The 14222-nt window shown below is 70.6% G+C and carries 16 protein-coding genes; 4 read left to right on the top strand and 12 right to left on the bottom strand.

The features are described from left to right. The first annotated feature begins 429 nt into the window (after positions 1 to 429). Genes G7A99_RS11520 through G7A99_RS11505 form a run of 4 tightly spaced genes read left to right on the top strand, consistent with a single transcriptional unit; the run spans position 430 to position 3493 of the window. Positions 430 to 1416 carry a thiamine pyrophosphate-dependent dehydrogenase E1 component subunit alpha gene (locus tag G7A99_RS11520; RefSeq protein ID WP_018717748.1) on the top strand — a complete coding sequence of 329 codons (987 nt, stop codon included), beginning with the start codon at positions 430 to 432 and terminating at the stop codon, positions 1414 to 1416. Positions 1417 to 1434: 18 nt separating this feature from the next. After that, complete coding sequence (locus G7A99_RS11515; protein WP_163140305.1) at positions 1435 to 2457, top strand: alpha-ketoacid dehydrogenase subunit beta; 1023 nt, start codon at positions 1435 to 1437, stop codon at positions 2455 to 2457. Positions 2458 to 2460: 3 nt separating this feature from the next. Beyond that, positions 2461 to 2703 (top strand): biotin/lipoyl-containing protein, encoded by a 243-nt coding sequence (locus G7A99_RS11510; RefSeq protein ID WP_018717750.1) that lies wholly within the window; start codon positions 2461 to 2463, stop codon positions 2701 to 2703. Then, entirely contained in the window at positions 2693 to 3493 is an 801-nt protein-coding gene (locus G7A99_RS11505; RefSeq protein WP_163140303.1) for a hypothetical protein, read from the top strand. The genes G7A99_RS11510 and G7A99_RS11505 overlap by 11 nt, the downstream gene beginning before the upstream one ends. A gap of 138 nt (positions 3494 to 3631) precedes the next feature. Here G7A99_RS11505 and G7A99_RS11500 read toward each other — a convergent pair whose 3' ends face one another. The 12 genes from G7A99_RS11500 to G7A99_RS11445 all read right to left on the bottom strand — a co-directional run bounded on the left by G7A99_RS11500 (position 3632) and on the right by G7A99_RS11445 (position 14018). After that, entirely contained in the window at positions 3632 to 4003 is a 372-nt protein-coding gene (locus tag G7A99_RS11500) for a DUF2255 family protein (protein WP_163140301.1), read from the bottom strand. Between the two features lie 100 nt (positions 4004 to 4103). Beyond that, positions 4104 to 5054, bottom strand: a complete 951-nt coding sequence (locus G7A99_RS11495) for an NADP-dependent oxidoreductase (RefSeq protein ID WP_163140299.1) — start codon at positions 5052 to 5054, stop codon at positions 4104 to 4106. Positions 5055 to 5208: 154 nt separating this feature from the next. Beyond that, complete coding sequence (locus tag G7A99_RS11490) at positions 5209 to 6225, bottom strand: zinc-dependent alcohol dehydrogenase family protein (protein WP_163140297.1); 1017 nt, start codon at positions 6223 to 6225, stop codon at positions 5209 to 5211. A gap of 5 nt (positions 6226 to 6230) precedes the next feature. Continuing rightward, a complete protein-coding gene (locus G7A99_RS11485) occupies positions 6231 to 6551 on the bottom strand; it encodes a tautomerase family protein (protein ID WP_163140296.1) in 321 nt (106 codons plus the stop codon). 31 nt (positions 6552 to 6582) lie between these two features. Then, on the bottom strand, positions 6583 to 8010 hold the full coding sequence (locus G7A99_RS11480) for an MFS transporter (RefSeq protein ID WP_018717756.1): 1428 nt from the start codon (positions 8008 to 8010) through the stop codon (positions 6583 to 6585). A gap of 207 nt (positions 8011 to 8217) precedes the next feature. Then, on the bottom strand, positions 8218 to 9207 hold the full coding sequence (locus G7A99_RS11475; protein WP_026321015.1) for an aldo/keto reductase: 990 nt from the start codon (positions 9205 to 9207) through the stop codon (positions 8218 to 8220). A gap of 162 nt (positions 9208 to 9369) precedes the next feature. After that, complete coding sequence (locus G7A99_RS11470; protein WP_018717758.1) at positions 9370 to 10251, bottom strand: aldo/keto reductase; 882 nt, start codon at positions 10249 to 10251, stop codon at positions 9370 to 9372. 43 nt (positions 10252 to 10294) lie between these two features. Continuing rightward, on the bottom strand, positions 10295 to 10711 hold the full coding sequence (locus G7A99_RS11465) for a cupin domain-containing protein (protein ID WP_163140294.1): 417 nt from the start codon (positions 10709 to 10711) through the stop codon (positions 10295 to 10297). Between the two features lie 144 nt (positions 10712 to 10855). Beyond that, a complete protein-coding gene (locus tag G7A99_RS11460; RefSeq protein ID WP_018717760.1) occupies positions 10856 to 11215 on the bottom strand; it encodes a cyclophilin-like fold protein in 360 nt (119 codons plus the stop codon). 224 nt (positions 11216 to 11439) lie between these two features. Then, positions 11440 to 12624 carry an alcohol dehydrogenase catalytic domain-containing protein gene (locus G7A99_RS11455; RefSeq protein WP_163140292.1) on the bottom strand — a complete coding sequence of 395 codons (1185 nt, stop codon included), beginning with the start codon at positions 12622 to 12624 and terminating at the stop codon, positions 11440 to 11442. A 99-nt stretch (positions 12625 to 12723) separates the two neighbouring features. Beyond that, a complete protein-coding gene (locus G7A99_RS11450) occupies positions 12724 to 13485 on the bottom strand; it encodes an SDR family oxidoreductase (RefSeq protein WP_018717762.1) in 762 nt (253 codons plus the stop codon). A 56-nt stretch (positions 13486 to 13541) separates the two neighbouring features. Further along, on the bottom strand, positions 13542 to 14018 hold the full coding sequence (locus G7A99_RS11445; protein ID WP_018717763.1) for a cupin domain-containing protein: 477 nt from the start codon (positions 14016 to 14018) through the stop codon (positions 13542 to 13544). Between the last annotated feature and the right edge of the window lie 204 nt (positions 14019 to 14222).

Here is a 14222-nt window from a genome sequence, read left to right as displayed (position 1 = left end):
ATGCCCGATATCGTGCTCGCGGTGCTGCTGGTGGGTGTCGCCGCGGTCTTGAGGCTGACGCTACCGGCGTGGTGGACGGCCGCCTCGCTGCTGTGGTCGCTCGCCTACACCATTGCGCTGGTGCATCTGCTGCGCCTGAACGGGCCCGCGCCCGGCGCCCGGCGCCCGGCAGTCGGGTTGAACCACCCGCCCCCCGTTCGGCTTTTGCCGATTCCCGTACAAGCGCGCGTTTGCAGCGGGTTGAATGTAGTGGCCGGCGTGCCGGGAGACCCTGAAGCGTCCGGACAAGCCCCCGGCCCTCCCCACGCCAATCCCCCCTTTGTTCCGCGTATTGACCGTCGTCAACCCCGGTGTGCTGAATCCGGCGCTATTCTGAAATCCGGTCAACCGCAGAAACGCCCGGATATCGCCCCGGCCGGAGGAGTGGCAATGGAACCGAGCAAGGACCAGCTGCTGTGGATGTACGCCGCCATGGCAAAGGCGCGCCATTACGAGGACACGATGGCCAGGGCCTACATGGAGGGAAAGACCCCGAAGTTCGACATCGGTGCCGGGCTGGTGCCCGGCGAGATGCACCTGGCCGCCGGCCAGGAGCCTTGCGCCGCCGGCGTGTGCGTGCACCTGCGTGCCGGCGACACGGTGACGGCGACCCACCGCCCCCACCACGTGGCCATCGCCAAGGGCGTGGACCTCAACCGGATGACCGCCGAGATCTACGGCCGGCGAGACGGCCTGGCGGGCGGGCGCGGCGGGCACATGCACCTGTTCGATCCGGCCGTGAACTTCGCCTGCAGCGGCATCATCGGCGAGAGCGCCGGTCCCGCCACCGGCGCGGCCCTGGCCGCCAGGCTGCAGGGTAGCGACGCGGTCGCGGTGGCCTACCTGGGCGACGGCGCTGCCAACCAGGGCGCCTTCCACGAGGCGCTCAACCTGGCGTCGCTGTGGCGCCTGCCGGTCGTGTTCGTCATCGAGGACAACGCCTGGGGGATCTCGGTGCCGAAGAGCCGGTCCACCGCGGTGCCGGACAACAGCGTGCGCGCCCGGGGCTACGACATGCCCGGCGTGCACGTGGCCGACAACGACACGCTGGCCGTGTTCGATGCCGCCGGCGAGGCCGTGGCACGGGCACGCCGGGGCGAGGGTCCGACCCTGATCGAGGTCCAGACCTACCGCTACTACGGCCATTTCCAGGGCGACCCGGAGGTCTACCGGCCGAAGGACGAGGTGGCGCGGCTCAAGGCCCGGGACCCCATCGATCGGCTGCGCGGGCACATGCTCGACAACGCCGGCGTCACCGAGGCCGAGGCGGACGAGGCGCTGACCCGGGTCCGGGCCGAGGTAGACGCGGCGTTCGAGTTCGCGCGCCAGAGCGGGGAGCCGGCGCCCGAGGACGCGCTGGAGCACGTGTTCGCGTAACCCGAGGAGGTGGGTCAGATGTCCAGGAATCGAGTACTGACAGGTTCGCGCGCGATGGTGGAAGCGATCGCGCAGGAGATGCGCGTCGACCCCACGGTCTTCGTCATGGGCGAGGACGTGGGGCCTTACGGGGGGATATTCAGTTCCACCACGGGGCTGCTCGACGAGTTCGGCGAGGAACGGGTGCGCGACACCCCGATCTCGGAGACGGCCTTCATCGGGGCGGGCGTGGGCGCGGCCATGGCCGGCATGCGCCCCATCGTCGAGCTCATGTTCGTCGACTTCTTCGGCGTCTGCATGGACGCCATCTACAACCTGGCGGCCAAGAACACCTATTTCTCAGGCGGCAACAGCAAGGTGCCGATGGTGCTGATGACCGCGACCGGAGGCGGCTACAGCGACGCCGGCCAGCACTCGCAGACGCTGCACGCCACGTTCGCCCATCTGCCGGGGATGAAGGTGGTGGCACCGTCGAACGCCTACGACGCCAAGGGACTGATGACCTCGGCGATCCGCGATGACGCTCCGGTGCTCTACATGTTCCACAAGGGGCTGCAGGGCCTGGCCTGGATGGCCGCGCCGGAAGGGGCGTCCACCGAGGTGCCCGAGGATCCCTACGCCATCCCCTTCGGCGAGGCCAGGGTGGTGCGCGAGGGGGGCGACGTCACCATCGTCGCGATCAGCATGACGGTGCACCACGCACTCGCCGCCGCCGAGGCACTGGCGAAGGACGGCGTCGACGCGGAGGTCATCGACCTGCGCAGCCTGGTGCCCCTGGACCGGGAGGCGGTACTGGCGTCGGTGCGCAAGACCGGGCGCCTGGTGGTGGCCGACGAGGACTACCGCAGCTTCGGCCTGACCGCCGAGATCATCGCCTCGGTGGCGGAGACCGACCCGGGCCTGCTCAAGAGCGCGCCCCGCCGCGTGGCCTGCCCGGATATCCCCATCCCCTACAGCCGGCCGATGGAACGGTTCGCGCTGCCCGACGCCGACAAGATCCGGGCTGCCGTGCAGCAGACCCTGAACCGGGCGGTGGCCTGAACGATGGCGGACGTACGCATACCGGAGGGGCTCTGGGACGCCGACATAACGCCGGAGGGGGTGGTGGCCAACTGGCTCTACCGGGACGGCAGCGAGGTCGACGCCGGTGAGACGGTCGCGGAGATCATGGTGGAGAAGGCCACCATGGAGATCACCGCGCCGGCGGCCGGGCGGCTGGCGATCACGGTGGCGAAGGACGGTGTGGTCCGTCCGGGCACGGTGATCGGCCGCATCGATGAGCAGTGACGCGGTACTTGGCGGCGCCGGTCGGGACCGGCCGGGGTCGCCAAGTACCGGGCCGTTCCGGCGCGACGGACTCACGGCCGCGGCGGGCCTCGACTGGCAGCGCGACGTGGCCGCGGCGGTGGGGGCCGGGCACCGGCCGCCGGCGACCCTGATCTGGCGCTGTGCACCGGCACTGGTCGTCGGTGGGGCGGAGCGCGGACTGCCGGGCTTCGGCGATGCCTGCGAGCGGCTGGCGGCCGAAGGCTGGCCGGTGTGCGGGCGCGACAGTGGCGGCAGCGCGTTTCCCGTGGGGCTGCACAGCGTTCAGCTCGCCCGCATCCTGCCGCGGCGCTCGGGGGCGTCGCTGGAGCGGTTCTACCGTTGCATGGCCGAGCCGGTGGTTGCCGTGCTTGCGCGGCTCGGCCTGGGCGCGGCGACGGGGACGGTGCCGGACGCCTTCTGTGCCGGGAGCCGGGATATCGCCGTGGGCGGGCGCAAGCTCGCCGGTCTGGCCCAGGTGTGGCGGGGCCCGGTGGACAGGGGCGGCTACGTGATGATCACCGCCTCCGTGCTCCTGGACGGCGAACCGGAGGCCCTGTGCCATGCGGTGAACCGGTTCCACGAGCTGGCCGGCGGTACCCTGCGGTGCCGGCCGCAGGCGGTGACCTCGGTGTGCCGGGAGCTCGGGGGGGTACCGGACGGTTCCGGTCTTGCCGCGGCCTTCGACGCCGCGCTGGCGGAGGCGCTGTCCCCGGAGGCAGGGGACACAGTCCCGCGGGCTTTGCCGGAACAGGCCGTCGGGTCGCCGTAACGGATAGACCGGTCTGATTGCCGTTGGCCAAACGCGCCCCGCGCGTGTAGCCCACGATGTGCTCACGAAAGCGGCCACGCCTGCTGGGACCCGTCTGCCCCCTCGGATTGCGGATCGGCGGCAGGCGCGATGCCGGCCTCAGCGCGGCGTGATCCTGACCGTTGCCGGGCGGACACGATCCCCGATCATCGCTGCGAGGTAGGGGCTGGCCCCGTACTTCGCCCGGTAGGCGTCGTCGATGCGGTCGTTGACGGCCCCGGTGACGGGCTCGAACGCGACCTCCAGCGTCATGTCCGCGGCGGCGATCCGTCCCGCTTTCTGCGCGACAGCGGCCTGGTACCAGCGGGAGTTCCGGCCGTTGTAGGCGCGGACATAGAGGGCGCCGTCGACGGTCACCGACCAGATCCAGGTCGGGGTCCCGTACGTCCTGCCGTCGTCGCGGAAGGGGGCGATGTGCAGATCGTCGGCCCCGACGATCCGGTGAAGGACATCTTCTGACCATGCCGTCATTGCAGTAACCTCCGGTGGGTTTCACGTCCGGGATCGCCGGCTTCGGCCGGCGTCGTGCCGCCGAAGCCGGCGACCCCGGTTCCTCGTTCCGCGTCGCCGCTCAGTCGAACTCGAGCACGAACCGCCCGCGTGCCCCGCCGGCGTCGAGTCGCCGATGGGCCTCGCTCGCCTCGGCGGCGGGAAACGTCCCTGCCACCCGCGGGGGCAGCAGACCGCTTTCGACCTGCCGGGCGATCCGGGCGATCGCCTCGTGGTCGGTGGCGCGCTCGCGCACGTTGACGAACGTCACGGTCATGCCGCGGCCGAAGCTCGTCTGCTCCGCCGGACGCAGGATGATGAACATGCCGCCGTCACGAACGGCGGGGGCGATCCGCCCGCCGAGGCTCGCCGCGTCGACGACGGCGTCGACGCCGTCGGGGAACGCCTCGCGCACACGCTCCGCGGCGTCTTCACCCCGCGGGACGAAGTCCGTGGCCCCCCGGTCGCGCAGATAGGCCTCGTCCTGCGGCGAGGCGATGGCCACGATACGGAGGCCGTCGTCGTTCGCCAGGGCCGTGGTGTAGGTGCCGACCGCCCCCGCCGCGCCGGTGACCAGCAGGGTCGAGCCCGGTGCCAGGTCCAGCGTGTCCAGGGCGTTGCGGGCGGTGAGGGCGTTCATCAGGAATGCCGCCGCAGCGGGGATGTCCGTGCCCGCCGGCACCGGAGTGACGGAGGCCGCGGGCAGGCACACGTACTCGCTGTATCCGCCGTAACGGCCGTGGTTGTCGACTATCCCCACGACCTTCTCCCCGACCGCGGGAACGGACCCCGCCTCGACCCCGTCGCCGACGGCGTCGATGACACCGGCGATATCCATGCCGGGCACGAAGGGTGGATCGACTCCCGCGTAGAGGTCGGCGAGATCACCCTGGCGCAGCATTACGTCGGCGGGATTGATACCGGCCGCCTGCACCCTCACGCGGACCTCGCCGGGGGCGGGCTCCGGGTCGGGGAGTTCCACCAGGTGAAGCACGTCCGGACCGCCGTACTCGTTCAAACCTACTGCACGCATCTCGTTGCTCCATGTTGCCAGGAAGCCGGGGCCGGGGGCTGGCGCAGGCAGCCTCCCGGTCCCGGGAAATGAGTACCGCCGGGTGGCGGGGGCCACACGGTCTCGCCACGGGACCCCGCGGCGTGCCCCGCCAGCGCCGGTCATGCCCTGTGCCTCAAGGGCGAAGCAGGACCTTGATCGCACGCCGCTCGTCCATGGCCTTGTAGGCCTCGGCGACCTGGTCCAGCGGCATCGTCACGTCGAAGACCTTGCCCGGGTCGATCTTCCGGTCCCAGATGAGCGGGATCAGCTCGTCCAGGAAGTTGCGCACCGGTGCCGGCCCGCCGTGGAGATGGGCGTGGGTGAAGAACAGCTTCTCGCCCTCGAGCGAGACGCCGTGCGGCATGCCGACGTAGCCGACGAATCCGCCGGGACGCATCGCGCCGATGGCCTGCGACATGGACTCCTGGGTGCCGACGCACTCCAGCACCGAGTCGGCGCCGACGCCGTCGGTCATGTCCTTGATGCGGGCGATGCCCTCTTCACCGCGCTCGGTCACGATATCGGTCGCGCCGAACTCCTTCGCCAGCTGCTGGCGCTTTTCGTGACGGCTCATCGCGATGATCCGCTCGGCGCCCTTGAGCCTGGCCGAGAGCACGCCGAGCAGGCCGACCGCGCCGTCGCCGACCACTGCGGCGGTGGAGCCGGGCTGCACGTTCGCCGCCTCCGCCGCGAACCAGCCGGTGCCGAAGACGTCGGAGACCGCCTGCAGGCTCGGCAGCAGATCGTCGGCGGGCGTTTCCGGCGTGGCGACGAGCGTGCCGTCGGCGAGGGGAACGCGCAGCAGCTCCGCCTGCGCGCCGCCGACGAACTCCGCGTGCTCACAGGAGGGCTGGTAGCCGTGGCGGCAGTGGGGACAGGTGTTGTCCGAGGCGAAGAACGAGCCGATGACGAACTGGCCGGGCTTCACCGAGGTCACGGCGCTGCCGACCTCCTCGACGACCCCGCAGTACTCGTGACCCATCGGCGACGGTCCGTCGAGGGGCTGGAGGCCGCGATAGGGCCAGAGGTCCGAGCCGCACACGGACGTGACGGCCAGGCGCACGACGGCATCCGTGGGGTGGACGATCCTGGGGGATTCCATGTCCTCGAAACGAACGTCACGAGGGCCATAGAGCATTGTTCCCTTCATGATGATTACTCCCTGAGAGCGTTGATGGTGTATCGGGGGTCTGCCCGTTGAGGCCGGGGCGTCGCGTTGCCCCCGTCCTGGTGTCGCAGGACGGGCCACTCCATCTCGTAACCGGGTTTCCTGTAGACCTGGTCCCACTTGTCCCGGATCTCCGGGCGATAGACCCGCTCGGCCCAGTCGCCGGGCGTTATCTCCTCGAAGGCGACTGACACCTCCTCTTCGGCGGCGTCGAGATGGTTCACGACATCCCGGGTAATGGCCTCGGCGAGTTCGGTCTTCTGCCGTTCCGACTTGCCTGGTCGGTGCTTGACGACGACGTGCGGCATTGCCTTCTCCTGTGCCTGTCAGCCGCGAAGCTCATGCGCTTCCCGGCGGTGTGTTTTCCCTTGCGGGCGCGGTTTCCGGTGCCGGGCGTTCGTGGGCGAAGAACACGACGAGCGCACCGAGGAGCGAGAATCCCGCGGTCACCAGCACCGCGACATTCCAGCCGGCGAGCAGGCCCGCGGGCCCGGACCCGGGACCCGCGTGGGTGACGAGTACGGTGACCAGCGCCAGCCCCGCGGCGGAGCCGAGGTAACGCGCGGTGTTATTGGCGCCGCTGCCCATGGCGGTCCTGCCGGCGGGCACGCTCGCCACCGCCTGACGGCCGAGGGCGGCGTTGAGTACGCCGTAGGCGGCCCCGGCGATCAGCAGTGCCGGCAGCAGGCGCGTGAGCGTCCCGTCCAGGGAGAGCCCGATCAGGCCGAGCTGTCCCGCGGCGGAGCCGAGGAGGCCGGCGATGAGCTGGGTCCGGGGCGTCACCCCCGTGGGCAGCCACCGGACCCCGAAGGCGGTCACGACGCTGGTCGCCGACCAGGCGAGCAGCATCAGGGCCGACAGTAGCGTGCTGGTGCCCAGGGCCCGTTCGAGCAGCATCGGCAGGGATGACACCAGGGAGAGCACGCCGGCGCCGGCGGCGAACGCCGCCGTCGTCGCGCCGAGGAAATCGGGGCAGCGGAAGAGCGCGATATCGAGCATCGGCCCCTCGATCCGGCGTTCGACCGCCACGAATCCGGCCAGCAGGACCAGTCCCAGGACCAGCAGGGCAACCACCAGCGGGCGGTCCCAGCCCATGCGCCCCTCGACCAGCGCGGACAGCAGCGCCGCGATCCCGCCCCCGAGCAGCAGGGTGCCGGCCAGGTCGATGCGGCGGGGCACCGGCGCACGGGACTCCGGCAGAACCCGCCGGGCCGTCCCGGCGAGCGCGGTCGCCGCCAGCGCGGTGAACACGTAGGGGAGGCGCCAGCCGCCCAGGTGGTCGAGACCCGCCGACAGCAGCGGCCCGATCGCCACACCGGCCCCGAGCGCGGCGGCCCAGACCCCGGTCGCCCGGGCACGGGGCGCGCCGGAGGGAAAGGTGTGACCGATCAGGCCAAGGCCGCACGCGAGGATGGCGGCGCCGCCCAGTCCCCCCAGGACACGGGCGATGACGAGCACCAGCGCCGTCGGCGCGAGGGCGCCGAGGATCGATGCGATGGCCAGTAGCAGGGCCCCGCCGACGAATACCCGGCGCCGTCCGTAGTCGTCGCCGATGGCGCCGCTGCTCAGCAGGCCGGCGGCGGCCCCGACGCTCATGCCGCTCATGATCCAGGCCTGGATGCCGGGGCCCACGCCCAGGGCGCCGGCCGTGCTCATCAGCGTGGTCAGGGGGAGCGTGAACGCCACGAGCACCAGCAGGGGGCCGGCGGCCGCGACGGCCAGGATCGAGCCGGGGCTCGGGGCGTCTGTGTTCGTTGCTGCGTTCATGCACCACTCCGCGCCGGCGGGCCGGGGCCATGGGGCCATCGGTCCCGCGCGCGCTGCGTTCGTGTGTTGGTCAGGGGCTCGGTGACGGGTGGGTCGACGGCGTGCCCCGGTGTCGGGGGGCTGCCCCGCAGGGCCGAAGACCCGGCGCCGCCGTTCGGGGGACGTCCCGGGTCGCGGTGTCCCCCGAGCGGGGAAGGGCGGAGCGCGTCACCGGCCGGAGAGCTTCATGAGGTCGTCCGGATAGCGTGCCCCCTGGACCGTGAAGTCGGCGTCCTCGATCTCGCGGAGATCGTCGTCGGTCAGTGTCACCGTCGTCGCCTCGACGTTCTCTTCCACGCGTGCCGGCCTGGTGGTGCCCGGTATGGGGACGATCCACGGCCGGCGGGTCAGCAACCAGGCCAGCGCGATCTGGGCGGGCGTGGCGTTCCGGCGCTCGGCGATCCGGCGGAGGACGTCGACCAGCGCCAGGTTGGCCTCCAGGTTCTGCTGCTCGAAGCGCGGGATGCGGGCACGCAGGTCCGAGCCGTCGAACCGCGTCCCCCGGCCGATGCCGCCCGTGAGGAAGCCCTTGCCCAGCGGGCTGTACGGCACGAGTCCGATCCCGAGTTCTTCCAGCAGGGGGAGGATCTCGGCCTCCGGGTCCCGCGTCCACAGCGAGTATTCGCTCTGCAGCGCGGTGACGGGCTGAACCGCATGCGCCTCGCGGATCGAACGCACGCCGGCCTCGGACAGGCCGAAGTGCCTGACCTTGCCCTCGTCGATCAGCTCTTTCACCGTGCCTGCGACCTCCGGCATGGGCACCTCGGGGTCGACCCGGTGCTGGTAGAGGAGGTCGATGCACTCCGTTCCCAGACGTTTCAGCATCCCCTCGGTGGCCCGCCGGATCTGCTGCGGGCGGCTGTTGAGGCCGCCGAGGACATCGCCGGTGTCGGGGTCGATGTTCCAGCCGAACTTGGTCGCGATCACCACCTGGTCACGGAACGGCGCCAGCGCCTCGCCGACGATCTCCTCACTGCGGAAGGGGCCGTAGATTTCCGCGGTATCGAAGAAGGTGACGCCGCGCTCCACGGCCGTGCGGATGAGGCGGACCATGTCCTGCCTGTCCGGCGTTTCGCCATAGGCGCCGGATACGCTCATGCAGCCCAGCCCGATGGCCGAGACCTCCGGTCCCCTGCTTCCAAGTCTGCGTTTGTGCATGGTCGTGCCACTCCGTTGCGTGAAGAGAATGTCCCGGTGTGACGGCCATCCCGGGGCCGCCAATAACCCTGTCCGTTCCCCCGCGGCCGGGGGGGCGGCGCGGGGCACCCGCGTCACTGCGGGGCCCTGCGGTCACCCGGGTGTCGCCCGTCAGGGCCCGGATCAGTCCCCGCTGCCGAACGTCTCCGGCGTGACCTCGGCGGGGTCGGGGCCGCCTCTCTCGCCCCGGTCGAGGGCCTCGATCGCGGCGACCTCGTCACGTGTCAGCGAGAAGTCGAAGATGTCGCCGTTCTCGTGGATGCGGCCGGCACGGACCGACTTCGGGATGACCGAGTTGCCGAGCTCGATGTGCCAGCGCAGCACGATCTGGGCCGGGGTCTTGCCGTACCGCTCGGCCAGCGAGACGACGACGGGGTCCCGAAGCGGGTCGCCCGTCGCCGCCGCCTCACCCAGGTAGCGTTTGATGCCGCCGATCGGCGACCACGCCTGGGTGACGACCCCCATCTCGCGGTTCGCCTTCCGGAGTTCCGGCTGGGCCAGATACGGATGCAGCTCGACCTGGTTGACCGCCGGTGTGACGCCGCTCGCCTCGGTGAGCCGCCGGATATCGTCGGGCGAGGCATTGCATACGCCGATCGCCCTGACCCGGCCCTCCTCCAGCAGCCTCACTGCCGCTTTCCAGCTTTCGAGGGTGCGCTCGAAGTGTTTCGGCACCGGCCAGTGCAGGAAATAGAGATCGAGCGTCTCCAGGCCGAGCTCCTCCATCGAGCGGTCGAACGACCGCAGGGCCCGGTCGTAGTCGTAGTCGCTGATCCAGAGCTTCGTCTGGACGAAGAGGTCGTCCCGGGGCACGCCGCTCTCGCGGATGCCCTGGCCGACCTGCGCCTCGTTCATGTACCGGGTGGCGGTGTCGATCAGGCGGTAGCCGTCCGCCAGTGCGGTCCTGACCGCCTCGACGGTCTCCGCCGGGCCGGACTGGAAGACGCCGAGCCCGAAGGCCGGCATCCCGAGTCCATTGCCCAGTGTCAGCATCGGTCCCTTCATGGGAGGTGTCCTCGGTTGAAATGGGGGCCGAGCGACAAGGCCCTTACTCCGCCGACGCGACCGCGGCGTCGTAGTCCTCGTCGGTGACCTTCTCCAGCCAGTGGACGGGCGTGCCGTCGAGCGACTCCTGGATAGCGATATGGGTCATGGCGGTGCCGGGCATGGCGCCGTGCCAGTGCTTCTCGTTCGGCGGGCACTGGATCACGTCACCGGGACGGATGATCCTTGCCGGTTCTCCCTCGCACTTCACGACGCCGCAGCCGGACGTGACGATCAGGTTCTGGCCGAGGGGGTGGGTATGCCACGCGGTGCGCGCGCCGGGCTCGAAGGTCACGCTTGCACCGGAGGCGCGTGCCGGCTCGGCCGACTGGAAGAGCGGGTCGATGCGCACGGTGCCACTGAAGTAGTCGGCGGGGCCGGCGCTGGAGGGCCGTGATCCGGCTCGATGGATGTCGTGCATGGTATTTGCTCCTCTGGTAGGGGGCCCCCGATGGGGGCAGGGTTACGGGGTGCCGTCATCAGGACGGCGCCGTGCGAACCGGGTTCCGCTGCCGGGTGTCCCGGTAATCGGACGGGAAGGCCGTACCGCGCGGGTCGGCCGCGTTCACTGCGGGGGATCGATCAGCTCGATGCGGGTCCGCAGCGCTCCCCTGGCCTCGAGCGCGCTCACGTCCCCCTCGATCCGGCCGAGCCGGACCAGTCCGTTCGCGTAGCCGAAATCGCGGTAGAACAGGGCCAGGTTGCCCCACGGGGCGTAGTAGGTGACGTCGCCCACGTCGGGGTCCACCCCCTTGGGGGCGCCCTCCGTCGACAGCCGGGACGGCAGGTCCGCGATCTTCTCGGTCGCATGGAAGTCCTCGAGGGTGAGCTCGAGGGGCAGCATGGCGGCGAAGTCGCGGGCCGCCGGCGTGTCTTCCAGGCGTGCCACCAGCTCCGTGTCCTCCACCGTGATGCGTATCCTCATGGTGTCCTCCGTCGGTTCGGATCGCGTGTTCCCGGCGTACGCAACGCACGCCCCGAGCAGGGCGACGCCGCCGATCGCGGTGCGCAGGAATCGTCGGTCCAGGGCCCTCAACATGCCGAATGGCCGCCATCACCGATCAGGGCGGGGCGGGCCGACCCGCCGTTGTATCTGCCCCGGGGGACGGGCACGCCCGTTCCCCGGGGGGCGGACCGGATGCGGCGTCCCTAGATGGTCGTCGCATCGATCACGTAGCGGTATCGCGCCGCCTTGTCCAGGACGTCCGACCACGCGTCGTTCACCTTGTTCGCCTGGATGACCTCGATCTCCGGGTGAATCCCGTTCTCGGCGCAGTAGTCCACGAGCGCCTGGGTCTGGGGGATGCCCCCGGTGAGCGAGCCCTCGTAAGTGACCCTGTTGAAGAGGAACACCATCTGATCGAAGGACAGTGCCTCGCCGGGTGCGCCCACCTGCGTGTACGTGCCGTGCGCGCGCACCAGGGGAATGTAGGCGCCGACTTCGTAGGCGGCCGGGATCGTCGAGATCATGGTGTCCAGCGTGTTGTAGTAGGGGCGGAGCGATTCGGCTGATTCCACGACCACCGCCTCCTTCGCGCCGAAGGCACGGATGTCCTCGACCTTGCTCTCGGAGGTGGTGAATGCGTAGACCTCCGCGCCCCTGGAGACGGCCAGCTTCACGGCCAGGTGGCCGAGGCCGCCGATGCCGGCAACACCCACCCGGTCCCCCTTGCGCACGGAATAGTTGAGGAGGGGGGTGTACGTGGTGATCCCGGCACACAGCAGCGGGGCCGCGTGCTGGAGACTGATCCCCTCGGGAATCCGGATCGCGTAGTCTTCCTCGACGATGATGTTGTTGGCGTAGCCGCCCTGGGTGATCCCCGTCGGGGCGAGCGGGTCGGGGTAGCCGTACGTGTACAGCGTGTCCGGGCAGTACTGCTCTTCGCCGTACTTGCACGCCCCGTCGCCGCGGTGGCCGACCATCGTGCCGACGCCGATACGGTCCCCCACCTGGAAGCGGGTGACCCGTTCGCCGACGGCCGCGACCGTGCCGGTCATCTCGTGGCCGGGGACCTGGGGATACTGCTGGGGACCCCAGTCGCCCCGGATCTGGTGGATATCCGAGTGGCACACCCCGCAGTACTGGATGTCGACCAGGATGTCGCGCGCCCGCAGCGCCCTGCGCTGGAACGTCCAGGGGCTCAGCGGGCCCGATTCGTCGCGGGCGGCGTACCCCTTGGCGCCGACGGGCTGCGCCTGATCGCCGTGCCGTTCGCCGCCGCCCGTGCCGTTCTGGGCGAGGACGGCGCCCGAACCGGTCAGTAGCGCACCGCCGCCGGCGAGTGCGGAGTTCCGGAGAAAATCCCTTCTCGATATGTGCTTGAAATGATCCATGTCGATCTCCTTTCTCCCGCGGGGGTCCCGCGTGCTCATGGACTGTGGGTGCGTCGCGGACCTTGACCGTTCAGCGCCGGCGCGTCTCCCGTGCCCCGTTCACCGGGCGGTATAGCCGCCGTCGACTGCCAGGGCGTGGCCGACGACGAAGCTCGATCCCGGACCGCAGAGCCAGAGCACCGGCTCGGCGATCTCGTCCGCCGTGCCCAGGCGCCGGGCCGGGACCTGTTCCATCAGGGTGTCCATGGCCTCGGTCTCCGTGTCTTTCATGCCGGCGACCATGGGCGTGTCGATAATGCCGGGGCATACCGCGTTGATGCGGATCCCGCGGTCCGCGTATTCCAGCGCCGCGCTCTTGGTGAGTCCGAGCACGCCGTGCTTCGCGGCGTGGTAGGCGCCGCGGCCGGGGACACCGACCAGGCCGCCGAGCGAGGAGCAGTTGACGATGGCGCCGCTGCCCTGGCTGCGCATCTGGGTCAGCTCGTACTTCATGCACGACCACAGGCCGCGCAGGTTGATGCCGAGTACCCGGTCGAACTCCTCGCCTTCCAGATCGGCGGTCTCGGTGGCGATGGATTGCACGCCGGCGTTGTTGAAGGCGGCATCCAGGCGGCCGAAGGTCGCGACGGTCCGCTCAACCATTTCCCGGACGGCGCTCTCCCGGGTCACGTCGCAGGTCACCGCGAGCGTCCGTGCGCCGCCTTCGGCGAGCTCCTCGGCCGCGGCGCTCACGCCCGCGCCGTCGATATCCGCCAGCGTGACCGAGGCCCCCGCATTCGCGAATGCCCTGGCCGTCGCCAGCCCCATGCCGGACGCGGCGCCGGTGACCAGCGCGACTTTTCCGGTGAAATCGTGGTTCATTCGGAACCTCCGCGTTGCTGTTCGAGACCGGCCCCCAACGGCGGGGCCGGGAAGGGCTATTCCGTGCCGCCGGCGTACTGTTCGTCGCTGACCGGCTCGCCCCAGATGACGTTCTCGCCGTCCTTGAACTGCTGGACGGCGATGTGCGTGACCGCGGTCGTGTCGGTCGCGCCGTGCCAGTGCCTCACGCCCGGTGGTGTCCAGATGACGTCTCCCGCCTGCATGACGACCTTTCTGCCGCCTTCCTCCTGGACCCAGCCGGTACCGCCGGTCACGATGATCACCTGCCCGGCGGGGTGGGTGTGCCAGTTCGAACGGGCGCCGGGCAGGAAGGTGACCTCGCCGCCGTTGGACCGGAACGGATCGTTGGCCGCGAACAGCGGTTCCACGTAGGCGGTCCCGGTGAAGTGCTCGCCCGAGCCGATAAAGCCCTCGCGGCTACCGTTCCTGGAGACCTGCATGCCCTCGGCGAGGGCGCGCCCGGCACAGGCCAGGGTCAGGATCGCGGTCAGCGTCAGGGTGGAGGTCTTCATGGACAGGCTCCCTTGTCACTCCGAGTGTCGGTGCGTGTACACCCGTGCGGATCGCGATACGCCCGTGGCACGGTCGTCGCCGAGGCGGTGGCCGCCGCCCGGTGCGGTGCCGTTCCGGGTCAGCCGTGCGCGATCTCGTGTCGCAGCCAGATCACGCCGCCCGACAGGGTCTGGCAGGAGAGCAGGCGCAGGTGTTGCCCCTCC

The organism is Arhodomonas sp. KWT (assembly GCF_010993615.1).
The sequence above is the reverse complement of the archived record's forward strand: the minus strand, read 5'-3'. Positions and strand labels throughout refer to the sequence as shown.